Origin of the sequence: Halopseudomonas laoshanensis (assembly GCF_008365385.1) — a bacterium.
In the GTDB taxonomy this organism is placed as follows: Bacteria; Pseudomonadota; Gammaproteobacteria; order Pseudomonadales; family Pseudomonadaceae; genus Halopseudomonas; species Halopseudomonas laoshanensis.
Map to the genome: position 1 here is coordinate 493979 of NZ_QOVF01000003.1, position 24472 is coordinate 518450.

A 24472-nucleotide genomic window follows, 5' to 3' on the forward strand; every position below is an offset into this window, starting at 1 on the left:
CAAACTCTGTCCAAATACTTTGCGCGACTAAGGCGACGCGGCTGAGGCTCGCAATTTGTATGAGCGAGTAAAGGCTTCGAAAGCCGGTTTCATGACGCCTGGATTAAATCTTCCGGGCACCATTCGACGAATTCAATTCCAGGGTCTACTGTTATTTTACCCGCATAAGCAGTGCGCGCCTTTTCCCTTTGAGACGACGATCGCGGCCCCTGTTGCTTGACATCGCTTGCGGGTGATATCCATGGCGAACTGCGACGAGTTGATCATCTGTGAACACTGCGATTGCGTGTTTGAAAGGGTTGCTCTCGCCAAGCATCAGACCGCCCTTTGCTCGCGCTGCGGTGGCGTGCTGCAGCGTGCCAGTGGTATGCCGATCGACCAGCGGCTTGCGCTGACGATTACCGCCGGCGTGCTCTGGATCCTGGCCAACTTTTATCCCCTCATGACCATCAGCCTGCAAGGGCAGAAAAACAGTGCCACGTTGTGGGATTCGGTGCTGGCGCTCAGCGTCGGGCCGATTACGTTCATCGCGCTGGTAGCCGCTATCTCCATCATCATCGCCCCCATCTTTCAATTGCTCGGGCTGGCCTGGGTGCTCAGCTTCGCCCTGGCCCGCAAGCGTGCTCCGGGCTTCAAGCTGTGCATGCGCTGGCTCGAATCGCTGCGGCCCTGGAGCATGCTGGAGGTGTGTTTGCTGGGCGCGTTGGTAGCGGTATTCAAACTCGCCGGCATGCTGGACGTGTTGCCAGGCGTCGGCTTGTTTGCGCTGGCCGCGCTCAGCGTGTTGTTGATCCCGGTTGCCGGTCGCGATGTGCGCGAGCTTTGGGACCTGCCTTGAACACGCCGACGCTAGCCAGCGACCTGAACCTTTGCCTCTGCCATAGCTGCGGCAAGAGCTGTGACATGTCCGGGCTACCCCTGTTCTGTGAGCGCTGCGGCGCCCCGCTGCACGCACGCAAGACCAACTCACTGTCGCGCTCATGGGCGTTCTTGCTGGCGTCACTGGTGTTTTACATCCCGGCCAATGTGCTGCCGGTGATGAACACCACCATGCTCGGCAATGGCGCCGACAGCACCATCATGAGCGGGGTATTGGACTTTTGGCAGCATGGCGCCTGGGATATTGCGCTGATCATTTTTATCGCCAGTATTGCCGTGCCGGGGGTCAAGTTCGCCGTCCTGTCGCTTCTACTGGTGACGGCGCAACGGGGCAGCTACTGGGCGCGCAGGGAACGCTCCAGGCTGTACCGCTTTATCGAGCTGATTGGCTACTGGTCGATGCTCGATGTGATCGTGGTCGCGCTGGTTGCTGCGCTGGTGAAATTCCACGGCCTGGCGGATATCGAACCACGCGTGGGCATCCTGTTCTTTGGCCTGGTAGTGGTGTTTACCATGCTCTCGGCCATGAGTTTCGATCCACGCCTGATCTGGGAAAATCCGACACAGCGGGAGGTCGCGAATGGAATCGCAAGCCACTGACGAATCTCGCCCCCCTGGCAATGCTGTCGTCAAAACCCGCCGCTTCAGGGTGTCGCTGGTGTGGATCGTGCCCATAGTGGCGGTACTGGTGGGTATTTCCTTGGTGGTGCATAACGTCTTGCAGGTTGGGCCCACGATCACGGTGACCTTCAAAACCGGCAGCGGCCTGACCGCGAACAAGACCCAGGTCAAATACCGCAATGTGGTGATTGGCTACGTCTCGGATGTGGCGTTGAGTGAGGATCAGAGAAGCGTCAATGCCACCATTAAACTGGCCAAGGAAGCACAGAGCTTTACCCGCGCGGACTCACAGTTCTGGGTAGTGCGACCGCGCATTGGTGCCAGCGGTGTCTCCGGTATAGATACGCTGCTCTCCGGCGACTACATCGGCGCCGATATCGGCCAGTCGACTACCCTGGTAAAGCACTTCGAAGGCATGGAAACGCCCCCGCCCATTACCTATGGTGAGCCGGGCAAGCGCTTTACCCTGCGCAGCACAGATCTGGGCTCGCTGGACATTGGCTCACCGGTTTACTACCGCAAGATTCCGGTCGGTCAGGTGGTGGCTTACGCTCTGGACGCTGACGGCAAAAGCGTCAGCATCGAAGTGTTTGTGCATGCGCCTAATGATGCCTATGTGACTAAAAACACCCGCTTCTGGAATTCCAGTGGTATCGACGTCAGGCTGGATGCCAACGGCTTTGCGGTACAAACCGAATCCTTCTCGTCCATTTTGATGGGCGGCATTGCCTTCCGCGCTCCAGACTACAGCCCCAATGATCAACCGGCCGAAGAAAACAGCGGCTTTGAGCTGTTCGATGACCAACAGGCTGCTTTGGCTCCACCCGACGGCAAAGCTCAGTATCTGAGCCTGCGTTTCGACCAGGCATTGCGCGGACTAAAGGTGGGTGCTCCGGTCGAATTTCTTGGCATCGACATCGGCAGAGTGGTGACGGTCAACCTGGACTTCGACCCGTCAGAACGCAGCTTTCCGTTAGAGGTAGGCATTGTGATTTATCCGCAGCGCCTTGGCCTGGCACACGCAAAAATGCTTAAGGCGCTCAATCATGACCCCAACGATGAAGCCGCCGGTGTTCGGCTTATGGGCAGCTTTATTGATAACGGGCTGCGAGCGCAGGCACGTAGCGGAAACCTGCTGACTGGTCAGCTGTTTATCTCGCTCGATTTCTATCCGAATGCAGAGAAAGTGGTGTTTGATCCGAGCGCACGTCCGGTGACCATCCCCACCATTCCAGGCGACTTCGAACAGGTGCAGGAACAGTTGCAGTCTGTGGTCGAGAAGATCAGCAATCTGCCGCTGGACCGCATTGCGGGGAACCTCGATAGCAGCCTGGTCGAGTTGCGCCAGGTGCTGGCGCAGATCAACGCCAGCACCTTGCCTGGAGTTACCTCCACCTTGACCGAAGCCAGCAAAGCCCTGGAGTCGGCCAGCTCGACCCTCGCCGAGGACTCTCCGCAACGGGAACAGCTGACGCAAATGCTGGAGGAGCTAGGTCGTACCTCGCGCTCCCTGCGTGAGCTATCGGAGTATTTGGGACGTCATCCGGAGTCGCTGATTCGTGGCCGACCGGAGAATGCGGCGCCGCTGCGAGCGCCGTCCAATTGAATGAAGGAGCATCGCCCATGGCTTTTCCACGGAAGATCATGCTCGCCGCCGCGGTGCTGCTGCTGGCTGCTTGCCGCAGTGATCCTATTCAGTTCCACACCCTGTCGCCCACTTCGACTTCGGCCCAGTCAGCCAGCGCCGTTCAGAGGGGCAATGTTGAGGTGCAGATCGAAACCATCAGTATACCGCCTCAGGTGGACCGGCAGCAGATTGTCGTGCGCCAAAGCGACAGCAGTCTGGCCATTCTGGAGGGCCACTGGTGGGGGGCGAGCCTGGTGGATGAAATGCGCAGTGCCCTGGCGCAGCAATTACCCGATCAAGGCGCCGCACGCAAGGTTTCGGTACGCCTGGATGTCCAGCGTCTGGATTCGCTCCCCGGGCAGTACGCGCTGATTGACGTCAATTGGCGTCTGCGAGATCTGGACACTGATGCCAGGCCACTGTTGTATTGCCGCAGCAGGCTGCAGACAGCTGCGGGCGTAAGCATTGACGAGATCGTGATCGCCCATCAACAGAATTTGCGGCAACTGGCCGCGGAAATCACACAAGCGGCCAGCAACACAGCCTGGCGCTGTTCATCAAGCTCATAAGAAAAAGTGAGCGTATTTTTGCGCGGTGCATTTTGAGGTGCTGGGGGAAAGATCAGTTATCTACAACCCTTACTTAACAGGTAATACATCATGATCACGGCACATATTTCGGAAGCGCCAAAATCCGCTAAGTGGCGCTTCAAGCTAGGCATTGGCTTTCTCTGTTTAATGCCCATCCTGTGGCTGTTGGTGCCGCTCGCGGCGATGGCGGATGCGCCAGGCTCGCGCATTGCCGCTCTGACTGGAGCGCTGTTCATCATCAACAAGGTGCTTCTGCTGCTGGTGATCGCGGTCATGGGCAAGGCCGGTTTTCAGGAGCTGAAAAAGCATCTGTTCGGTTACGTCTCCGATCTCGCTCCCAGTAGCGATGTCGAGGTCAGTGCAACCCGCTACCGGATTGGCCTGGTGATGTTTTGTCTGCCTTTGGTGTCGTCGTTTCTCGAACCCTATATTGACGCCCTGGCACCTGGCCTGCGGCCCAATAGCTGGGCATTGCAGCTGTTAGGTGATGTGCTGTTGATCAGCAGCTTCTTTGTGCTCGGTGGCAACTTCTGGGAAAAGCTGCGCGCGCTGTTTATCCGTAAGGCACGGGTGATCAACGCCGATGCGGTCTGAGTCTGCGCCGGTCAGATCCGAAGCCAACCGCATTACCCATTTTTGTATGCCTAGCAGGTGTATATATGGCCGACACACTGAATGCGCCCGACCCTACGGAGACTGCGATTGCCCACGAGCCTCCGCCCAAGAAAGCGGCTCCAGCCAACCCGCTACGAGGCGTTGCCTTGACCGTGGTGATCCTGATTGTGCTGTTATTCGCCGTGTCCATCGTCATGGAGCGGCGCACGCCATCGACGTCACAGGCAGTGGTGCAGGCCTACGTGGTCAACATGGCTCCCGAGGTATCGGGTCGAGTCACCGAAATAGCAGTGCTCGACAACGCGCGGGTAAAGGCCGGCCAATTATTGTTTCGTGTAGACCCTCTGCCCTACAGACTGGCTGTCAGGGAGGCTGAGGCGCGGCTGGAGGAGGCGGGTCAGGCAATCGGCGCCAACACGGCTTCAGTGGATGCTGCCCAGGCGATGCTGGTGTCTGCCCGTGCCCAGCGCGATAACGTACGCGAGCAAGCCAAACGCGTGGCACAGATGGTCGAGCGTGGTGTATTTGCTACAGCGCGCCAGGATGATGCCGACGCCTCCTTGGGTTCCGCCGAGGCCGCAGTCAGCAAAGCCCAGGCTGACTTGCAGCGCGCGCGACAACAGTTAGGGGCGGAAGGCAGCGACAACCCGCAACTTAAGCAGGCCCTGGCTGCATTGGAAAAAGCCCGGCTCGAGCTGGGGCGCACCGACATCGTCGCGCCGTCAGATGGGGTGGTGACCAACCTGCAACTTGCGGTGGGTCAGGTGGTCAGCGTGGGTCAGCCGTCTCTGACATTTATCGACACCGACATTGTCTGGGTATCAGCCGCCTTCAAGGAAAACAGCCTGGAGCACGTGCAGGCCGATGATCCTGCAGAGCTGGTGTTTGATGTGTTACCCGGCCGTGTTTTCAAGGGGCGCGTTGAAAGCGTCGGTTGGGGCGTGTCGCAGGAAGGCAGTAGCCACACCGCGCTGCCGTCGGTGCGTAACCAAAGCGGCTGGGTGCGCGACCCGCAACGTTTTCCGGTGCGCTTGATAGTTGAAGAACCTCATCCCGTTGGCCCGCGCTACGGATCGCAGGTGACTGTGGTGATTTATACTGATGACAACCCTCTGACCAATTGGCTGGGCGCGTTCACCGCGCGCCTCGGGGCCTGGCTCAACTATGTCAACTGACCGCCAACCGCAGCTGGAACTCAGGCGGGCCAGGCGCCAGGGCTTGCGCGTCGCCCTGGCGGTGACCGGGGGATTTTGCCTGGGGCTGGTTCTAGGCGGGCCGTTACCCTTACTCGCCCCCTTGTTTGCGACACAATTCCTGCTGGCCAGCCGCCGCCCCTTAACCCTGCGTCAAGGGTTGATGACAGTGGTGATTGTTCTGCTTGCCGGCGCGCTATTGGTGTTGTTGACCGGCGTGCTACGAGAGCGACCATGGATCCTGTTACCGCTGCTTTGGCTGTTTTACTTCGCCTGCTTTATCGCCCAGGGCCGGCAACTGGGCGGTGCCGGGCCGGCCCTGATGCTGGTGATCGCCATTGCTGTGCCGTTGCTGGATATCCTGCATCCTGACCTGGGTGAGTCAATCGTGCTGTTACTGGCCAAAGCCATCAGCCTGGGCATATTGCTGGCGTGGGTAGCCCATGCATTGTTGCCAGACCCGGGCGGTGAACAGGCCAATGCGCCGATCGCAGCTCCCCATACGGCTACTGTGGTAATCCGCCAGGCGATGGCCAGCGCGGGGATTCTGTTGGCCATCGTTACCCTCTGTTTGAGCGACTCACGGTTGGCCACGGCGCTGGTCGTTCCGATCACTGTTTCCTCGTTGCTCGGTCAGCTTGAGCTGGATATGGGCCCGCGCGCCGCGCTGGGTCTGGTGCTGGTCAACTTGCTCGGCGGGGTGGCGGCGTCTCTGGCTTATATCCTGTTCGAGCTGCGTCCTGCCCTGTGGCTGGTCGCGCTCGTCGTGCTGTTGGTCAGCCTGCTGTTCGCCGGCAATGCGGCTCTGGGCGGTATCAAAGGGAAGGTGTTTGGCGGCGGGCTTATTGTTTTTCTGGTGCTGTTCGGGCTGGGTGTGTCGCCATTGCCGACCAGTACTCCGGAGCTGTTCTCCACGCGCATCGCTTATGTGCTGTTCGCGATTGTTTACACCATCGTTTTGGCTGCTGTGCTCTGGCCGCGGCCGCGGGTGGTTGAGCAGGCCATCGTAGCGGGTAAAGGGTGAGTTCTGGATAGACGAAACGGACCAGCTACACTTGTTTTCACGAGCCCGCAGCGGCGTGCCAGAAGGTACGCCGGTGCGGTATGTGAAGTTGAGCGGCACATGCCGGCTACGACTGAACGCCACTCTGTTGGTAGTAATTCGCTGTTTCAACAGCAAGCGACGCTCCAGGTAACCGTCTTCCGCGATTGCAGTTAAAGCTGTAATACATTGGAGATACCTGCATGAATATTTCAAGGACGTTTCTGATTGGCGTTGGGTTGAGCAGCATGTTGCTTGGTGGTTGTGCTTCGCAAGTGACCAAAGAGGAACAATACTCCGGCTTCTTGCCAAGCTATGAAGGTTTGCGCGAAACCACTTCGGCAAATGGCCAACCGGTCATGCGCTGGGTAGCCGACGGTTTCAGCCCGAACAACTACGACACAGTGGCCTTTGATCAACTCGAGCTCTACCCGGCTCCAAGGCCAGATGACCGGGTTAACCTGCAGACCCTGCAGGAGCTCCAGGCACTCACCAGCTCGAGCGTAAAAGGCGTATTGGCGCAGAAGTACAACGTGGTGCCCAGCGCAAATACCGCTCCTGCGGCATCCCGGACCCTGGTTCTGAATGCCGCGATAACTGGTGTATCGGCCACCAATGAAGGTATGCAGTGGTATGAGGCACTACCGGTAACGGCTGTCGCCGGCGCGGTTTCCCGGGCAGCCGGCTATCGCGACCAGAATACTGAGCTGTTTCTGGAGGCCAATCTGGTCGACGCATCCACTGGCCAGGCGGTGGTGAAAACCGTACGCAAAGTGCGGGGCGAAAACCTGGAGGACAGCACCCAGGCCATTACCACCAATGACTTCAAGTTGGCGATAAGAGGGTTGGCTGCTGACTTGAACGCCTTCATCAACAACTAGCCTGAGGCCAGATCACGTTAAGTCACTTTACAGGGTTCGGGGAGGCTGGAGGGTTGACGCCACCAGCGCAGTACCCTGAACTATCTCCGTCGTTCTTTTCCTGCAGTTGCGCAAAGGTAGAGCATGAGAAAACTATGGCACAAATACATTGATCTGTTGGAGCAGGACCTTTGCGCCAAGGTGTTCGATAACGTAAAAAATTTGTTGGTGTGTGCGCTGTTGTTTGCCGCGGGTACCAGCGCCCTGCATTCGGAAAAGACGATTTTTGTTGGCCTGTTGGGTACGCAGGTTGCCGGCGCGGGGTTAATTCTGATTTCCGCGCTTCTGATGTTTCTTAATGTCACCGACGGCTTGCGCCGCGTCGCCAGCATGCGTTACCACAAGCTGTTGCTGCTAGCGGTATGGGCTTTTTATCTGATCGTGGCAGTAAGAATGGTGCAGTTGGTCTGGGGATTTCGGGCAGACTGATTGGCGGTTCAGTGCGCAGCCAGGACCAAGTGTGCCTCGGAAATCTTCTCGACCGTCTGTCTTTCTCATCACAAACGCTCTAAAGCTTGGGCAGCATGCGCCGATAATCCTCGCGTGCCGGCGGTGCCTGCAAAACTCCCTAGACCTCCACGATTAACCCGGGAAACATATGCTCAGAAAATCTATCCGCGCACAGACATTAGCGCTGATTGCCGGCAGTTTGCTGCTGCTTACGGCCATCGCTTTATTAAGCCAAAGTATTTTGTCCTCGAGCGTAGGTTCATATGGCAAGCTCGTTGCGGGCCCGGTCCAGGCATCACTGCTGATCGAGCGAGCTAATAGCCAGTTCAAGACTCAGGTTCAGGAATGGAAGAATGTCTTGTTGCGGGGCAAGGACCCAGCGGCGCTGGACAAGTATTGGACGGCTTTCCAGCAACAGGAGCGGGAGGTTCAATCGACGCTTAGTAAGCTGAGCACATTGGAAGGTCTCCCGGAAGGAGCTCGTGGCAGCGTAGAGGCGCTAAGCGAAGAGCATCTTAGGCTGGGTAAGGCATACCGCAGTGGTTATCAGGCTTTCGTGGCCTCGGGTCAGGATCCGCAAGCCGGTGACTTGGCGGTAAAAGGCATTGACCGAGCAGCCTCGGAGCAGATGAACTCGCTGGTCAGCGGGTTGCGAGAGCAAGCCGAGAAGGACTCAGCGGATATCGCCAGGAGCGCTGCACGCGCAGTGCTGATCGGCACCCTGATGCTTGTTTTTACCGGTATTGCCTTGACCTTCCTGAGTATCTGGCGCATTGACCGCAGTATGGTTGCCCCGGTGCGAACTCTAATCGACCAGGTCACGGCTTTAAGTGAAGGTCGGCTGGGAGCCAAGTCCAGCATCAAGCGTGAAGACGAACTGGGTAGATTGGCGGATGCAGCGAATACACTAGATGATTTTCTTGTGGCTACATTTGCCCAGTTGGAGATCAGTACGCGTGAGCTCGACCAAGCCAGCGGCGAACTCAACAGCGTAGCAACCATTATTTCGGGCGGGACTCGCGAGCAGTTCACTCGTACTGACCAGGTTGCCACCGCGATGGAAGAGATGTCCGCTACTACCGCCGAGGTTGCCGCCCATGCGGCTACTGCCGCTGAGTCAGCCGATGCGGCAGATATGGCCGCGCGTAAAGGTGAGGTCGTTATGCAGACGACCATCCGTAGCATTACCGATATGCGCGGTGAGATCACGCATACCGCTGAGGTGATCAATCGTTTGGCTAATGACAGCGGCCGGATCGGTAAAGTGCTGGACGTGATCCGCGGTGTAGCAGAGCAAACCAACTTGCTTGCTTTGAATGCCGCCATCGAGGCAGCGCGTGCCGGCGAAGCCGGGCGCGGTTTTGCTGTGGTGGCTGACGAGGTACGCACGCTTGCTCAACGTACGGCTGCTTCCACCGCCGAGATCAACGAGATTATTGATACAGTACAACGCGGCGCGATTGAAGCGGCCAAAGCCATCGAAGCGGGCCAGGAACGCAGTGATCAAGGTGTACGCATGGTCACCGAAGCCGGGGAAATGCTGCATGACGTCACCCGAGCCATTGAGGCCATTCGGGACATGAACCGCCAGATCGCCACCGCCGCAGAGGAGCAAAATGCCGTCGTGAATGATATATCGCGCAATCTGACCGAGATCACCGCGATTGGCGTGACCAACCAGGAGAACGTTGGACGGACTACCCGGGCGAGCGAGCTCCTGCACACGCTATCGGCTGATCTTGGGGATATCACGAAGCGGATCAAGCATTGAGACTTTGAGCACCAGTACCAGTCTGGGAGTAAGTATGTACACCGTTGAAGACATCACCCATGAAACCTGGACCGTCACCGGCCTGCGCACCCGTGCTGCCAGCCTGGGCCAAGGACCGGTGGCGCTGTTTATTCATGGCTGGCCTGAATGCTGGTTTACCTGGCGGCAACAGATGGTCGCTTTGGCCAACGCCGGTTACCGTGCCATCGCGCCGGATATGCCGGGGTTTGGCCAGACGGAGGCTCTGCCGAATATCGCCGACTACAACGTGGTACGTATTTGCGACTTCATGCGCGAATTACTCATTGAGGCCAGCGGCGGAGCAGCAGTATTGCTGATTGGCCATGACTGGGGCGCGATCAATTGCTGGCAATTTACCCTGCGTCACCCTGACCTGGTTTCCCGGCTGGTGAACATGAGCGTCCCGCTACACCCGATAGCGGACCAGCCTCCCACTGCGCTGTTGCGCGAGCACTTCAAGGATAACTTTTTCTACCAGCTGTACTTTCAACAGCCGGGTGTGGCGGAAGCCGAGTTTGATGCCGATCCAGAGGGTATTCTCCGCGCCCTCTATTGCTCACCGGATACACCGCGAGATCCACCCGTGCTTGGCCGCTCAATAGATGAGGGTGGCGGGTGGATAGGTCGGTTGGGCAAGCCGCAGGAGCAGCCGAGCTGGCTGGCCGATGAGGCGCTGGCGTATTACGTTGCCGCCTACCGGCACAGCGGTTTTGCGGGCGGCATCAACTATTACCGTAACCTCGATGAAAACTGGCGCTTGATGCAGCCATACCGCGACACGCAGATCACTTGCCCAGTGCTGTTTCTGGTCGGCAGCGCCGACAGTGTTATCCGTGGTGCCAGCAAAGAGCAGCTGCAAAACAGGATGAGTCGGCGCATCCCTGACCTGCAGATTCTGATGTTGCCTGGTAAAGGCCATTGGATTCAGAGCGAAGCTTGCGCGCAGGTGAATGCGGCGTTGCTGGAGTTTGCGGTCGCAGCACCCTGACGCGACTTCAGGTTCTGCGTAGTTCTGCCGGGCTTGTTCCCAGCCGTTGCCTAAAGGCGCTCGTCATGTGCGCCTGAGAGCTGAAACCGCAACTGTTGGCGATCTCCGACAGCCTGGCGGTTGAGTCGAGCAGCATTGCGCGGGCTCTGGCCAGGCGCCGATCGACCAGGTAACTATGCGGGCTTTTGCCCGTGGCCTGCTTGAATGCGCGCATAAAATAACCTTCGGATAGCCCCAGCAAATCCGCCATCGCCTTTACCGTCAGGGTGCTTTCCAGGCCAGCGTCAATGAACTCATCCAGCAGACGCATCCGCCTGTTGGTTATGGAGCCTTGGAGCGGTGCAGCCGGGATTTCGCTGCGGTTTGCCCGTTCAGCCAGTGCGTGAGCCCATGCCTCCCAGTCGTCGTCAACGCGGGCCTGCAGTAGCGCGCCGCGCATTGTTTGCGCCAAGTTAATCGCCTGCCGATCAATCCGATTGTTGAACGCACGGTCGCCCACCAGCGGCGTACCGTCTATGCGCATTAGCCGCAGGTATTCACCGCCTTCAGGTGATTCTGACAACACATCACAGCCGGCAGGAACGAACGCCAGACTGTTGGGCCGCGCCGCGAAAGGCTGCACACGGTCGCTACCGATGGCGTGTAACCCACGCTGGCTGTCAAAGGCAAATCCGATAGCAGACTGGGCCGCTACATAGTGGGTCGAGTAGGCTGCAGCGGGCAGCAATTCAACTGCCCAGGGCCCGGCCTCGATACGACGTACCGATTCAGTTGGGCGTTGTGGCTTTAGACGGTTGTGATGACTCATGCAGATGATAGTAGTAGAGAGCGACGACAAAAGTCAGGTCGGTTTTCTGAAAGCCAGCATTGCGCACCCCTGCCTAGACTGGACAGAACCTCAGGGAGGGTTCTCATGCACAGACTGAATCGCGACGATATCGAGCAAGCTGCTCGCCGCATATACCAAGTAATGCCTGCCACTGCGCAGTACGCCTGGCCTTTGCTGGCTGAGCGGTTGGGTTGTACGGTGTGGGTCAAGCATGAGAATCACACACCTACAGGTGCTTTCAAGGTGCGCGGCGGCATTACCTTTATGCACTGGCTCAAGCATGTATACCCAGACGTGAAGGGTGTGGTCACAGCTACCCGCGGGAACCATGGCCAAAGCCTGGCGCTGGCAGCAAGTGCACTGGGATTAAGGGCGTTGATTGTCGTACCGGAAGGTAATTCGCTGGAAAAGAACAACGCCATGCGCGGCTTCGGTGGAGAAGTGGTTGAGTACGGCGGTGATTTTGATGAGGCGCGCGAAGAGGCTGCGCGCCTGGCGGATGTGCATGATCTCTACCTGGTGCCGCCGTTCCATATCGAGCTGGTCAAAGGCGTGGCCACCTATGCGCTTGAGCTATTCGAGGCCGCGCCAGACCTGGATACCCTCTACGTGCCGATTGGTTGTGGCTCGGGTATTTGCGCGGTGATCGCCGCCCGCGACGCGTTGGGCCTGAACACCAAGGTGGTAGGCGTGGTGGCCAGTGAAGCTGCGGCCGCAAAACTGTCCTTTGACGCAGGCGTCATACGCGAAACCGCCTCGGCGAATACCTTCGCTGACGGCCTCGCCGTTCGCAAGCCAGTTGCAGACGCTTTCGCCATCTACGGCGCAGCGGCGGCGCGGATCGTATCAGTGAGCGAGAGCGAGATTGCCGAAGCAATGCGGGTGTATTACACCGATACCCACAACCTGGCCGAAGGTGCCGGTGCGGCGGCACTGGCCGCGCTCATTCAAGAGCGTGAAACTATGGTGGGGAAAAGGGTCGGCGTGATTCTGTCCGGAGGCAATGTTGACAGATCGGTGTATGCGAAAGTGCTCGGACCCGGTTCTGTCAGCGATCGCGCGTAGTCAAATCGCTGTATCAGGCCGGCGGATCAGCGCCGAGCTTTTTTCGCGCGTAGCCAGGGTTGATCATCAACCAGCCAAGCCTGCTGAGGCTCTGCGCCAGGCCACAAGGTCGGAATGCGTGGACTTCAACTGGCTAATCTCGCTTCTGCAGGTGATTTTAGATGATAGACTGTGCCCGCCGGCCGGGAGCAGTTGACTGCGTCAATCAATTCTGGAATGTCCAGCAAACAAACCTAAATCGACAGCGCGGTGTGCCGCTCCGTTAAACAGCCCCTTTTTCCCGGCTGCGAAGGAGCGCCTGGTGCGTTGACGCTGATATTGATAACGCGTGAGTCAAATGCACAGAAAAAACGCGAGCGTGAACAACAAGGGCACACTTGGCCTCGATCCGACAGTTGCCCTCGGCCTGGCAGTCGCCTTCGTCATCTTCATACTGGGCACGGTGGTCGCTGTTTATACCACCCAGCTGCTCAGAACGAGCAACCAGAGCGTCGTGCAGACGCACAATGTCATCGTCGCCATCGACCTTCTGCTGGCGGACGTGCAGGATGCCGAAACCGGGCAGCGCGGCTATTTGCTGACCGGCGATGAGGAGTATCTGGAGCCCTATCACCGCGCGGTATCCCAGGTGCAGAGCCGGATTACGCTGGTTGAGGGGCTGGTCGCCAATAATGAGTCGCAGCGTTTGCGTTTTGAAACGCTTCGCGGCTACGTCACCTCCAAGTTCAATGAGCTGGCACGCACACTGAGCGTGTACCGGGACGACGGGCAAATTGCAGCGCTTGGCCTGGTCAATTCCGATAGCGGCAAGACCGAGATGGATGCCATCCGCGATGTGATTGCCGAACTTCGCAACGAGGAAACTCAAGTGCGAACGCGGCGCGTAGAGGAGATGAACAATGCCTACACGGTAGCCTTCATTACCAGCGCGCTATCCGGCTCGCTGGGTCTCGTATTGACGATTGTCATTACGCTGTTGGTGCGCAGCGCGACACTCGCGCGTCGACGCGAGCAGTGGCTGCAAGGTGCTCAGGTGGGTCTAGGGTCTGAGGTGATCGGGGAGCAGTCCACCCAGGAACTGGGCCAGAATATTCTGCGCTTTCTCACCAGCCACCTGGGCGCGGTGGCCGGTGCTCTCTATGTAAAGGACGGTGATCGCTATGCGCTACTGGCCGGCCACGGTGTGCCAACCGACGTAAACCTTCCGGCGCATTTCGATCAGCATGACAGTCTCTTCAGCCATGTGCTGCAGGATCACCGGCCGATCACTGTAGGCGAGGTGCCGGATGGCTATATCGCCTTCGGCTCCAGCCTGGGTCAGCAGAAACCGCGCTATCTGGCGCTGGCGCCAGCGATGATGGATGGCGAGGTCAAAGCGCTGTTCGAGCTTGGCTTCCTGTATCCGGTGGGCGATCACGTTCTCGCTTTGCTGGAAGAGGTGTCGGACACTATTGCAACGGCAATCAGCTCGGCCGAGTACCGTACGCGTCTGCGCACATTGTTGTATGAAATGCAGCGTCAGGCGGAGGAGTTGCAGGTGCAGGGCGAGGAGTTGCGCGTTTCCAACGAGGAACTGGAAGAGCAAGGCAGAGCGCTCAAGGAGTCTCAGGCGCGCTTGGAGCAGCAGCAGGTCGAGCTGGAACAGACCAACTCGCAGCTCGAAGAGCAAGCGCAGGAGCTGGAAACCCAGCGCGATGATCTGGAGAAGGCCAACGAGGCGATCCAGCTCAAGGCGCAGGAAGTGGAACAGGCCAGTCGGTATAAATCGGACTTCCTGGCCAATATGTCCCACGAGCTGCGCACGCCGCTGAATTCCTCGCTGATCCTGGCCAAGCTGCTGGCAGACAACTCTGAAGAAAACCTCACCGCCGAGCAGGTGAAATACGCGCAGACCATACAATCCTCTGGCAATGACCTGCTGAACCTGATCAACGACATTCTCGACCTGTCGAAAATCGAGGCAGGCCATGTTGATATCCATCCCGAGCCGGTGCTGGTCGAGCGCATGGTCAACTCGCTGCGCCATCTGTTCGACCCCGTGGCCAACGACAAGGGTCTGGCGTTTTCGCTTGAGGTCCAGCCTGATGTCGCGCCTGTCATTGAAACCGACCCGCAGCGTCTGGAACAGGTACTCAAGAATCTGCTCGCCAACGCTATCAAGTTCACCGCCAAGGGCAGTGTAGCGCTGACGGTGCGGCCGCTTGGTGACGATCAGATTGCCATATCAGTGACCGATACCGGCATCGGTATTGCGGATGATCAGCAACAGCGAATCTTCCAGGCCTTCCATCAGGCCGATAGCACCATCAGCCGCCAGTTCGGCGGCACCGGCCTCGGGCTTTCGATCTCCCGCGAAGTAGTACGTCTGCTGGGCGGTAGCTTGCAGCTGAAAAGCCGGCTTGGCTCGGGCAGTACCTTTACCGTCATCATTCCGCGGTTATACGATTCTTCAGCGTTGCGCATACCGGCACCGGACATTCAGCCGCTATCGCCATTGCCAGCAGCGCCCGCGCCCGCGGCCAGAGTTGTAGAAGAGCCCGCGCGGCAGCCACGGGCGGGCGTGGTCGACGATGACCGCCTGCGGTTGGATGATACTGCGCGCAAGCTGTTGATCATCGAGGATGACCGCTCCTTCGCGATGATTTTGCGCGACCTGGCGCGGGAATCGAACTTCCAGGCGCTGGTCGCCGGCACGGCGCAGGAAGCGCTGGAGCTGGCCCTGCAGTTCATGCCCAGTGCCATCGTGCTGGATGTGGGTTTACCGGATCAGTCGGGTCTGTCGGTACTTGATCGGCTGAAACGCGACGTGCGCACCCGCCACATACCTGTTCACATCATCTCCGCCGAAGACTACTCCGAGCGCGCCATGTCGCTGGGCGCCGTTGGCTATGCGCTGAAGCCGGTGCATCGCGACCAGCTGGTGGGTGTGCTGAAATCACTCGAGGCGAAGGTCTCGCAGAACCTGCGGCGCGTGCTGATCGTCGAAGACAACGAAGTTCAGCGTGAAGCGGTGAGCAAGCTGATTGCCTCGCATGACGTGGAAACCATCTGTGCAGGCACGGCCGTCGAGTGCCTGGCGCTGCTCAAGGAGCAGACCTTCGACTGTATGGTGCTCGACCTTTCTCTGCCGGATGCTTCCGGCTTTGATCTGCTGGAAACCATCAGCCAGGACAGCGCCCACTCTTTCCCGCCGGTGATCGTTTACACCGGCCGGGTGCTGGCGCGGGAAGAAGAGCAGAAGCTGCGCCGCTATTCCAAGTCGATCATCATCAAGGGTGCCAAGTCGCCGGAGCGGCTGCTGGATGAGGTGACGCTGTTCCTGCATCAGGTGGTGTCTGAGCTGCCCGACGAACAGCAGAAGATGATCCGTAAGGCGCGCAATCGCGATGCGCTGCTGGAAGGCCGGCGCATCCTGATCGTCGAGGACGATGTGCGCAACGTATATGCGCTGACCAATATCCTTGAGCCCCGTGGCGCCCTCATTGAAATTGCCCGCAATGGCGAAGAGGCTTTGCAGAAACTCGAGCAGGCGCAGAGCAAGCTCGATGGCCGTATCGACCTGGTCCTGATGGACGTGATGATGCCGGTCATGGACGGCCTCACAGCCACCCGACATATCCGCAACAATCCGGACTGGAAGAAGTTGCCGGTCATCACGCTGACGGCTAAAGCCATGCCGGACGATCAACAGCGCTGCATCGATGCGGGCGCCAACGACTACATGGCCAAACCACTGGATGTGGAGAAGTTGCTGTCGTTGGTACGGGTATGGATGCCGCAATGACCGAGGCCTTTGAGAAGGTCGAGGACATCGAGATACGTCTGTTGCTCGAAGCGCTCTACCATCGTTATCACTATGACTTTCGCAGCTATGCGATGTCATCGATCCGGCGGCGGCTGCGTCAGGCACGGGATAATCTGGGATTTGCGACCATTTCCGCCATGCAGGAGCGGGTGCTGCATGATCCTCAGATGCTGCCGATCATGTTGCGCTACCTCACCGTGCAGGTCAGCGAGATGTTTCGCGATCCGAGCTATTTTCGCGCGATCCGCGAAACCGTAGTGCCGCATCTGCGCACCTATCCTTCGTTGAAGGTCTGGATTGCCGGCTGCAGTACCGGCGAGGAGCTCTATTCTCTGGTGATTCTGTTCCGCGAAGAGGGCCTGGAAGAGCGCACGCTGTTCTATGCTACCGATATCAATTCCGAAGCTCTGGCCCAAGCCGAGGCCGGGGTTTACGAGCTCGAGCGGATGCGCCTGTTCACCGAAAATCACCGGCAGGCCGGCGGCAAGACCTCGTTGTCAGATTACTATCACAGCGGCTATAACCGCTGCGTGCTGGACAAAAGCCTGCGTCGCAATGTGGTGTTTTCCGACCACAGTCTGGTGACGGATCAGGTGTTTGGCGAGATGCACTTGGTCTCCTGCCGCAACGTCATGATCTATTTTGACCGCGTTTTGCAGGACCGTGCAGTGGGCCTGTTCAAGGACTCCCTGCCGCGCAACGCCTTTCTGGGGCTTGGCGCCAAGGAAAGCCTGAGGTTCTCCGAGCATGCCGACGCGTTTCGCGATTTTGTGCGAGAAGAGAAAATTTACCAGAGGACCGGCTCATGACAAGCACGGCCAAGGGCGCAGTGATCATTGGCGCTTCAGCAGGCGCGTTAGAAGCGCTGTCACTTATCCTGCCGGCGCTGCCAGCCACTTTTCCGTTGCCGATTTTCGTGGTTGTGCACGTGCCGCCACACAAGCCCAGCGTGCTGGCAGATATCTTCAATGCCAAATGCCGGCTCCGGGCGATCGAGGTGGAAGACAAGGAGCCGATAGAGCCCGGAGTCATCTACTTCGCTCCGCCCAACTATCATATGCTGTTCGAAGACCAGTCGAGCTTGGCGCTTTCGAATGAGGATGAAGTGCTGTTCTCGCGCCCCTCGATCGATGTGGCCTTTGAAAGCGCGGCCGAGGTATGGGGTACCGAGTTGATCGGGATCATCCTCACCGGAGCCAACCAGGATGGAGCCAGAGGCTTGCAAGCCATTTCAAAAGCGGGCGGTACTGTGATCGTCCAGAATCCCGAGGATGCCTACGCCAAGGCGATGCCCGAGACTGCGATTGCGTTTTCTCCGCAGGCGCAGGTCTTGTCTATCGCGGACATTTCCGCCTACCTGATGAGTGTCTCTGGATGACGATGCCGGTCAAATTTCTACTCGTTGATGATCTCTCGGAAAACCTGCTCTCTCTAGAGGCGCTACTTCGCCGCGATGATCTCGAACTGCTGATGGCCAAATCCGGTGACGAAGCGCTGGAGCTATTGCTGCATCACGACTTTGCGCTGGCACTGATCGACGTACAGATGCCGGGCCTCAACGGTTTCGAACTGGCCGAACTGATGCGCGGCAACGAGCGTACGCGACGTATCCCGATCATCTTCGTCACCGCAGGCACGCATAGCGCGGAGCGCCGCTTTCAGGGTTATGAAGCTGGGGCGGTGGATTTTATTCAGAAGCCGATTGAGCCCGACATTCTGCGCAGCAAGACCGAGGTCTTTTTCGAGATTTTCCGCCAGCGGCAGATGATTGCCGAGCAGCGTGACCTGCTTCAGGCGCAGGCGCAGGCGTTACAGCTGTCTGACAAGCGCAAGGACGAGTTTCTGGCCGTGCTGGCACATGAACTGCGCAACCCCATTGCTGCCCTGCAGGGCGGATTGCAACTGTTGCTGCGCAAGCCTGAAGGACCGCAGGCAGACCGCATCGGCAACCTGATGCAGGATCAGATGACGCACCTCTTCCGTCTGGTGGACGATCTCCTGGACGCCTCGCGCATTACCCAGGGCAAGATCGAGCTGCGCACCGCGCCATTCGACTTGCGCGATGCCGTGCTGGCCGCAGTAGAAATGGCCCGGCCAGTGATCGAGGCGCAGGGCCACGCTCTCAGCCTGCACCTAGGAGATCACCGCATCGAGCTGTTGGCCGATCAGGTGCGTATCACCCAATGCATCGCCAACCTGTTGAATAATTCCGCCAAATACACGCCGCCTGGCGGCCGCATCGATGTCACCGTCGAAGACACGCCTGATGCTTTCCGCGTCACCGTCGCTGACAATGGCCTGGGGTTGACGCCTGAAGCCTCCGCCGCGATTTTCCGGATGTTTGAACAGGTGGAAGGTCACCTCGCGCACTCTCATGGCGGGCTGGGTATTGGTCTTGCGCTGGTCAAACAGTTGATAGAGTTACATGGTGGCAGTATTGAAGCCTCAAGCGATGGCCCGAACATGGGCAGTGAGTTCACGCTTCAAATGCCCAAGGTCTTGATCCGAAACGGCCAGACTCTCAGCTCCAACGCTGTGCTTAGCTGAAGGCACTGGCTGAGCGCAGAGAGTGATGGGTAAGCGAACTGGCAACCTGCATATGAGCAACCTTTGGAGCACCACTGGGCCATGGCATTTGAAACCTGGTTAATCTACCTGCTGGCGGCTATTGGCTTGTCCTTGTCGCCCGGCCCAAACGGTTTGCTGGCGCTGACGCATGGCGCGCTGCATGGCCGCCGCATGACGCTTTACACCATCCTCGGCAGTTGCATTGGTTTTATCATCGTCATTGCCCTGTCGATGTTCGGGATTGGTGCCCTGCTCAACGCATCCCTGGCCTGGCTCACCGTGCTCAAATGGGTCGGCGGCGCTTATCTGGTCTGGCTCGGAATACAGGTCTGGCGCTCACCGCCCATCGGTATAACCGACCACATCGCTGTAGCATCCAGATCTCCAGGTTCGCTGTTTCGCCAGGGCGCACTGGCGGCCATCAGTAACCCCAAAGTGATTCTGTTTTTTGCCGCCTTTCTGCCGCAGTTCATCGATCCGTCTCGCAGCCTGCTGGTTCAGTTTGTTGTCCTGGCGGGCACTTTCGCTATCGTCGAATGCAGCATCGAACTGGTGGTAGCCAGCCTGGCCAATCGCATCAGCAAGTGGCTTACCAAGGTTGGACGTCGTTTCAATCAAGGTTGTGGTGCTGCGTTTATTGCCATTGGCGTTGCGCTGCCGTTGCGTCCTTAGTTCCCAGCTGTCCTTTTGGCTTTGCTCCCCGTCGCTGGCGGACCGCTAAAATCGCGGTGGGATTTGTCGAACGTTTGGTTCTCATCTGCAATCCGATCCACCATACAAACGACAAGGCCCAGCATTTGCTGGGCCTTGTCGTTTGTATGGCGCACCCGACTGGATTCGAACCAGTGACCCCTGCCTTCGGAGGGCAGTACTCTATCCAGCTGAGCTACGGGTGCGTTTCAGGGGCGCAATAATACGCATTGATTAGGTCGGCGTCCATGCCCGGCTTACAGGCGGGCATTTTCATCTGGAACGCCGTTGCACTGCGGCCTGTTGTCGCCGGTTACAGATGCTATTTTGTTGGCTGCGGGTTTACCGGTATACTCGCTCGCACTATACGGGTATCACTATCAAGCCCGACGGATTAGCCATGATGAGGATGTTTAAGTGATAACTGCGAAAAAAATCCTGGTTGCTTGTGCAGCCACACTTGTTCTGGTGACCGGTGGTACTTTTGCAAACACGATCAATGACGCCATTGCTGAGCGCCTCAAGCCAGTCGGTACTGTGTGCATGGCAGGTGACCCCTGTGCTGAAGAAGCGGGCACTGTAGCTTCTGCTGGCGGTGGCGAGCCGCGTTCAGGTGATGCTGTATACGGTCAGTACTGCACTGCGTGCCATGGTTCGGGGATTCTCGATGCACCCAAGACTGGCGACACTGCAGCATGGGAAGCACGTCTGGCGGCTGCTGGTAGTATGGAAGATCTGACTCAATCGGCGATTGCCGGTGTGGGTGCGATGCCGCCCAAGGGCACCTGTGCTGATTGCTCCGATGATGAAATCATGGCGGCCATTCAGCATATGTCTGGTCTCTAACAGCGCTGCGGATAAGTCTGGCGCTGTCCAAGAAAAAAGCCACCTGCGGGTGGCTTTTTTGTGGCTGCTGTTCAGCTCTTCGGGCCAAGCATGCCGCGAATGTCCGATAACGCCGAGTTGCCCCGGGCCTGCTTTTGTTCGGGCGGGGCATCGTCAGTGCCTTCCCACTCCAGATCTTCACTGGGCAGCTCATCCAGAAAGCGGCTGGGCAGGCAGTCGATCACCTCGCCAAACTGACGGCGGCGCGCGGCGTAGGTGAAGGTCAGCGTGCGCTTGGCGCGAGTAATGCCGACATAGGCCAGGCGTCGCTCCTCTTCTACGCTGTCGGCTTCGATACTTGAGCGGTGCGGGAGGATCTCTTCTTCCATGCCGATGATAAAGACGTGCGGGTATTCCAGGCCCTTGGATGCATGCATGGTCATCAACTGCACGCGATCGGTGTCCTCCTCTTCTTCGTGCCGCTCGAGCATGTCGCGTAGTACCAGTTTGGCGATGGCATCTTCGATGTCGGTCTTGCCCGTCTCATCGCGCTCGATGGTGTTTTTCAGTGCCTCGACCAGAAACCAGACGTTGCCCATGCGTTTGGCGGCGACGTCGTCGCTGGAGCAGTTCTGTCTCAACCAGTTTTCGTAGTCCAGATCGTTGACCATGCTGCGCACCGCCTCGATCGGATCGCCCTGGGTGCACTGCTTGCGCACGCCATCGAGCCAATGGCCGAAACGTTGAAGACGCTCGCAATAGCGCGGCTCCAACTGCTCGGCCAGACCCAGTTCACTGCAGGCCCTGTAAAGGCTGATTTGCCGCGTAGTGGCGTAGGTGCCGAGCTTTTCCAGCGTGGCCGGACCTATCTCCCGGCGCGGCACGTTGATTACGCGCAGCAAGGCGTTGTCGTCATCAGGATTGACCAGTAAGCGGAAGTAGGCCATCAGGTCCTTGACCTCCTGGCGGGCAAAAAAGCTGGTGCCGCCAGAGAGGTGATAGGGGATCTGATGATGCTGCAGCTTGAGCTCCAGCAGGCGGGACTGGTGGTTGCCGCGGTAGAGGATGGCGAAGTCCTTCCAGTCGCGCTTGTGCTTCAGGTGCTGGGTCTGAATGTCGGTGGCGACGCGCTCGCACTCCATTTCTTCATTGCGGCAGCGGATCACGCGGATCGGCTCGCCGTAGCCCAGCTCGCTCCACAATTGCTTTTCGAACACGTGCGGGTTGTTGGCGATCAGCGTATTGGCGGCTTTGAGGATGCGGCTGGTTGAACGGTAGTTCTGTTCAAGCATCACCACCTTCAGGTTCGGGAAATCTTCCTTGAGCTGCGCCAGGTTTTCCGGACGTGCACCGCGCCAGGCGTAGATTGACTGATCATCGTCGCCGACCACGGTAAAGCGCGCCTGATTGCCCACCAGCATTTTGACCAACAGATATTGGCTGGCGTTGGTGTCCTGATATTCGTCGACCAACATATAGCGAATGCGGAACTGCCATTTTTCCAGGATATCCGGGTGCTCGCGGAACAGCGTCACCGGCACCAGAATCAGGTCGTCGAAATCCACCGCGTTATAGGCCTTGAGCGTGCGGTTGTAGTGCATATACACGCTGGCGGCGGTCTGCTCCTGCGGCGTCTTGGCCTGGGCCAGGGCCTGATCGGGCATGATCAGGTCGTTCTTCCAGCTGGAAATCTGTGACTGAATGCCCTCGGTGCCGTCGTCGGCACCGTAATCGCGGTGCATCAGGTCGGTAATCAGCGCCTGAGCATCCTGCTGATCGAAGATCGAGAAACCGGGCTTGTAACCCAGGCGCTGGTGTTCCTTGCGGATGATGTTCAGCCCCAGATTATGAAAAGTAGAAACGGTCAGGCCGCGGGCGTCCTTGCCCTTGATCAGCATGCCAACGCGCTCTTTCATCTCGCGGGCGGCCTTGTTGGTGAAGGTCACAGCTACTATGTTCTGCGCCTTGTAGCCACATTCACGCACCAGATAGGCTATCTTGCGGGTGATCACGCTGGTTTTGCCACTACCGGCGCCGGCAAGGACCAGCAAGGGTCCACTGATGTCGTTGACGGCTTCCTGCTGCCGCGGGTTGAGACTGGCCACCGGCGATTTTCTCCTCGATTTTTGGGCTAATTGACGCCAAATCTGACTGCCTATAGGACATTTGGCTAAAACGTGTCTTGGTTATTGCTCATTTTTTAGATATAACCTACTTTATAAATACGTTCTATATAGCTAATTTATATGGATCATTCGGAGAAATGAGTTTGGCTTCTGAGCGTCAATTGCTGCGTATTGTGCTGCTTGACACCGACCCTGGCGCTTCGGTGCAGTTGAGCCGTCGGCTCATGTCGCTCAGATCCAACCCCTATGAGCTGGTTCAAGCGGATAGCTGGTCTAGCGCTCGACAGCTGCTGGCTGAGGGTGAATTCAAAGCCATTCTTGCTCGCCCGTCCTTTCTGCTGGAAGACTGGGACTCGCCGGTACCGGTGATTCATCTGGCCAGCGAGCCCGAATTCGATCAAAACCCGCATCAGGTAGACGACAGTATCTGGGACCAGGCCAGCGCTGGCGAACTGATCCGCTGCCTCAAATACGCCATTGAACGGCACGATCTGCAATCGGCTATCAGCCATGCCTCCAGCTACGATGCCTTGACCGGTGTGTGCAATCGCCAGATGGTCCAGGACCGGCTTACGTTGGGCATGCGCCGGGCGCTGCGTACCAACCAGCCGTTGGCAGTGCTGTTCATCGACCTGGACAATTTCCGCCACGTAAACGATACGCTGGGTCATGGTGCGGGCGACGTCATCATACAGGAAGTGGTTACCCGGCTGCGCCGGGTTTTGCGCAATACCGATACAGTCGGACGCATGGGCGGGGACGAGTTTGCGGTGATCGTTGAAGACTACGCGCGCGCCAGTAATCTGCTGCATATTGCACAAAAATTGACCAGTGAAATGGCTGAGCCATTTTTCGTCGAAACCGAAAGCCTGTTGTTAGGCTGCAGCATTGGTATTGCTACCTATCCGGAGGCCGGACAGACGGTGGACAGTCTGATGCTGCACGCCAATATGGCGATGCTGCAGGCCAAGGGGCAACGTGGCTGCCATTATCATTTCTACGATGACCGCATCAACCTGCAGGCCAACAGTCTGATCGAATTTGAAACCGCTTTGCGCCAGGCGCTACGCCGCAACCAGTTCGAGCTGCATTATCAGCCGCGGGTAAATTTGAGCACCGGCAAGATTGTCGGCCTGGAAGGGCTTATCCGCTGGCGCCATCCAGAACGCGGCTTGCTGGGCCCCAACGAGTTCATTCCGCTGGCCGAAGAAACCGGTTTGATCGTACCGATGGGTTACTGGGTGATTGCCCGCGCCTGTCACGACTTGGCGCAGCTGCAGAAGCGCAAGATGCCGCCGATTCATATCGCGGTGAATGTGTCGTTTCGGCAGTTCCAGGACAGCCAGTTGTTGCCCACCGTCAAACGCTTGCTGGAAAAAACCACTATCGATCCTCGTTGGCTGGAATTCGAGCTGACTGAAACCGCCGTCATGCAGAACCCGGATCAGGTATTGATGACCATGCAGGGCATGGCCGGCCTGGGTGTGCGTTTCTCGCTGGATGATTTTGGCACCGGCTTCTCTTCCTTCATGCATCTGCAGCGTTTGCCGATCGATCTGTTGAAGATCGACCGCAGCTTTGTAAAAGGCATTGATTCATCCGGCTCTGACCGGCAATTGGTCCATGCGATGATCGATCTGGGCCATAGTCTGGATCTGGAGGTGGTGGCTGAGGGTGTTGAGCATCGTCAGCAGCTGGATTCGCTACGGCAGATGGGCTGTGATCAGGTCCAGGGCTTTTTTATCAGCCCGGCGATGCCGTTTGAAGAGCTTTGCTACTTCCTTGATGCCTACCGCATGGGCCGCGAAGACCAAAAGGTCATTGGCGAAAGTCTCTGATCTAGCGGG

General features: G+C 58.2%; 21 protein-coding genes and 1 tRNA gene. 19 read left to right on the forward strand and 3 right to left on the reverse strand.

All coding sequences use genetic code 11. The features are described 5' to 3' along the window. Positions 1-241: 241 nt before the first annotated feature. The 11 genes from DT594_RS13095 to DT594_RS13145 all read left to right on the forward strand — a co-directional run bounded on the left by DT594_RS13095 (position 242) and on the right by DT594_RS13145 (position 10717). Positions 242-838 (forward strand): paraquat-inducible protein A, encoded by a 597-nt coding sequence (locus tag DT594_RS13095; RefSeq protein WP_149333065.1) that lies wholly within the window; start codon positions 242-244, stop codon positions 836-838. After that, entirely contained in the window at positions 835-1479 is a 645-nt protein-coding gene (locus DT594_RS13100) for a paraquat-inducible protein A (protein ID WP_149333066.1), read from the forward strand. The genes DT594_RS13095 and DT594_RS13100 overlap by 4 nt, the downstream gene beginning before the upstream one ends. Further along, a complete protein-coding gene (locus DT594_RS13105) occupies positions 1460-3106 on the forward strand; it encodes a PqiB family protein (protein WP_149333067.1) in 1647 nt (548 codons plus the stop codon). Before DT594_RS13100 ends, DT594_RS13105 begins: the two co-directional genes overlap by 20 nt. Before the next feature lie 17 nt (positions 3107-3123). Continuing rightward, positions 3124-3696: a PqiC family protein gene (locus DT594_RS13110; RefSeq protein WP_149333068.1), complete on the forward strand. Its 573-nt coding sequence runs from the start codon at positions 3124-3126 to the stop codon at positions 3694-3696. 90 nt (positions 3697-3786) lie between these two features. Continuing rightward, positions 3787-4311 (forward strand): transporter suffix domain-containing protein, encoded by a 525-nt coding sequence (locus DT594_RS13115; RefSeq protein ID WP_149333069.1) that lies wholly within the window; start codon positions 3787-3789, stop codon positions 4309-4311. A gap of 65 nt (positions 4312-4376) precedes the next feature. Further along, a complete protein-coding gene (locus tag DT594_RS13120) occupies positions 4377-5507 on the forward strand; it encodes an HlyD family secretion protein (RefSeq protein ID WP_149333070.1) in 1131 nt (376 codons plus the stop codon). Further along, on the forward strand, positions 5497-6549 hold the full coding sequence (locus DT594_RS13125; protein ID WP_149333071.1) for a DUF2955 domain-containing protein: 1053 nt from the start codon (positions 5497-5499) through the stop codon (positions 6547-6549). Before DT594_RS13120 ends, DT594_RS13125 begins: the two co-directional genes overlap by 11 nt. A 221-nt stretch (positions 6550-6770) precedes the next feature. Continuing rightward, entirely contained in the window at positions 6771-7448 is a 678-nt protein-coding gene (locus DT594_RS13130) for a DUF3313 domain-containing protein (protein WP_149333072.1), read from the forward strand. Between the two features lie 123 nt (positions 7449-7571). Next, positions 7572-7916, forward strand: coding sequence for a hypothetical protein (locus tag DT594_RS13135; protein WP_149333073.1), 345 nt, complete (start codon positions 7572-7574; stop codon positions 7914-7916). A gap of 169 nt (positions 7917-8085) precedes the next feature. After that, complete coding sequence (locus DT594_RS13140; RefSeq protein WP_149333074.1) at positions 8086-9708, forward strand: methyl-accepting chemotaxis protein; 1623 nt, start codon at positions 8086-8088, stop codon at positions 9706-9708. Between the two features lie 34 nt (positions 9709-9742). Further along, a complete protein-coding gene (locus DT594_RS13145) occupies positions 9743-10717 on the forward strand; it encodes an alpha/beta fold hydrolase (protein WP_149333075.1) in 975 nt (324 codons plus the stop codon). Positions 10718-10724: 7 nt separating this feature from the next. Here DT594_RS13145 and DT594_RS13150 read toward each other — a convergent pair whose 3' ends face one another. After that, a complete protein-coding gene (locus tag DT594_RS13150; protein ID WP_149333076.1) occupies positions 10725-11525 on the reverse strand; it encodes a helix-turn-helix transcriptional regulator in 801 nt (266 codons plus the stop codon). A gap of 105 nt (positions 11526-11630) precedes the next feature. On the opposite strand from DT594_RS13150, the gene DT594_RS13155 reads away from it, so the two are divergent. The 6 genes from DT594_RS13155 to DT594_RS13180 all read left to right on the forward strand — a co-directional run bounded on the left by DT594_RS13155 (position 11631) and on the right by DT594_RS13180 (position 19656). Beyond that, on the forward strand, positions 11631-12611 hold the full coding sequence (locus DT594_RS13155; protein WP_149333077.1) for a threonine dehydratase: 981 nt from the start codon (positions 11631-11633) through the stop codon (positions 12609-12611). Positions 12612-12948: 337 nt separating this feature from the next. Next, positions 12949-16395 (forward strand): response regulator, encoded by a 3447-nt coding sequence (locus DT594_RS13160; protein WP_149333078.1) that lies wholly within the window; start codon positions 12949-12951, stop codon positions 16393-16395. Beyond that, positions 16392-17225, forward strand: a complete 834-nt coding sequence (locus DT594_RS13165) for a CheR family methyltransferase (protein ID WP_149333079.1) — start codon at positions 16392-16394, stop codon at positions 17223-17225. Before DT594_RS13160 ends, DT594_RS13165 begins: the two co-directional genes overlap by 4 nt. Further along, positions 17222-17794: a chemotaxis protein CheB gene (locus tag DT594_RS13170; RefSeq protein WP_149333080.1), complete on the forward strand. Its 573-nt coding sequence runs from the start codon at positions 17222-17224 to the stop codon at positions 17792-17794. The genes DT594_RS13165 and DT594_RS13170 overlap by 4 nt, the downstream gene beginning before the upstream one ends. 2 nt (positions 17795-17796) lie before the next feature. Then, on the forward strand, positions 17797-18963 hold the full coding sequence (locus tag DT594_RS13175) for a hybrid sensor histidine kinase/response regulator (protein ID WP_218574516.1): 1167 nt from the start codon (positions 17797-17799) through the stop codon (positions 18961-18963). Positions 18964-19044: 81 nt separating this feature from the next. Continuing rightward, positions 19045-19656 (forward strand): LysE family translocator, encoded by a 612-nt coding sequence (locus DT594_RS13180; protein ID WP_149333082.1) that lies wholly within the window; start codon positions 19045-19047, stop codon positions 19654-19656. Positions 19657-19803: 147 nt separating this feature from the next. Here the strand turns inward: DT594_RS13180 and DT594_RS13185 are convergent. Beyond that, positions 19804-19880, reverse strand: a tRNA-Arg gene (locus DT594_RS13185). 211 nt (positions 19881-20091) lie between these two features. Between DT594_RS13185 and DT594_RS13190 the strand changes: the two genes are divergently transcribed. Beyond that, a complete protein-coding gene (locus tag DT594_RS13190) occupies positions 20092-20520 on the forward strand; it encodes a c-type cytochrome (RefSeq protein WP_425460554.1) in 429 nt (142 codons plus the stop codon). A gap of 71 nt (positions 20521-20591) precedes the next feature. On the opposite strand, the gene rep is transcribed toward DT594_RS13190, so the two are convergent. Next, positions 20592-22604, reverse strand: a complete 2013-nt coding sequence (rep, locus tag DT594_RS13195) for a DNA helicase Rep (RefSeq protein ID WP_149333083.1) — start codon at positions 22602-22604, stop codon at positions 20592-20594. 158 nt (positions 22605-22762) lie between these two features. Here rep and DT594_RS13200 point away from each other — a divergent pair, with 158 nt between their 5' ends. Next, the gene (locus tag DT594_RS13200; protein WP_149333084.1) at positions 22763-24463 is read left to right on the forward strand and encodes a putative bifunctional diguanylate cyclase/phosphodiesterase; all 1701 of its coding nucleotides are present in this window, start codon (positions 22763-22765) and stop codon (positions 24461-24463) included. The last annotated feature ends 9 nt before the right edge of the window (positions 24464-24472 follow it).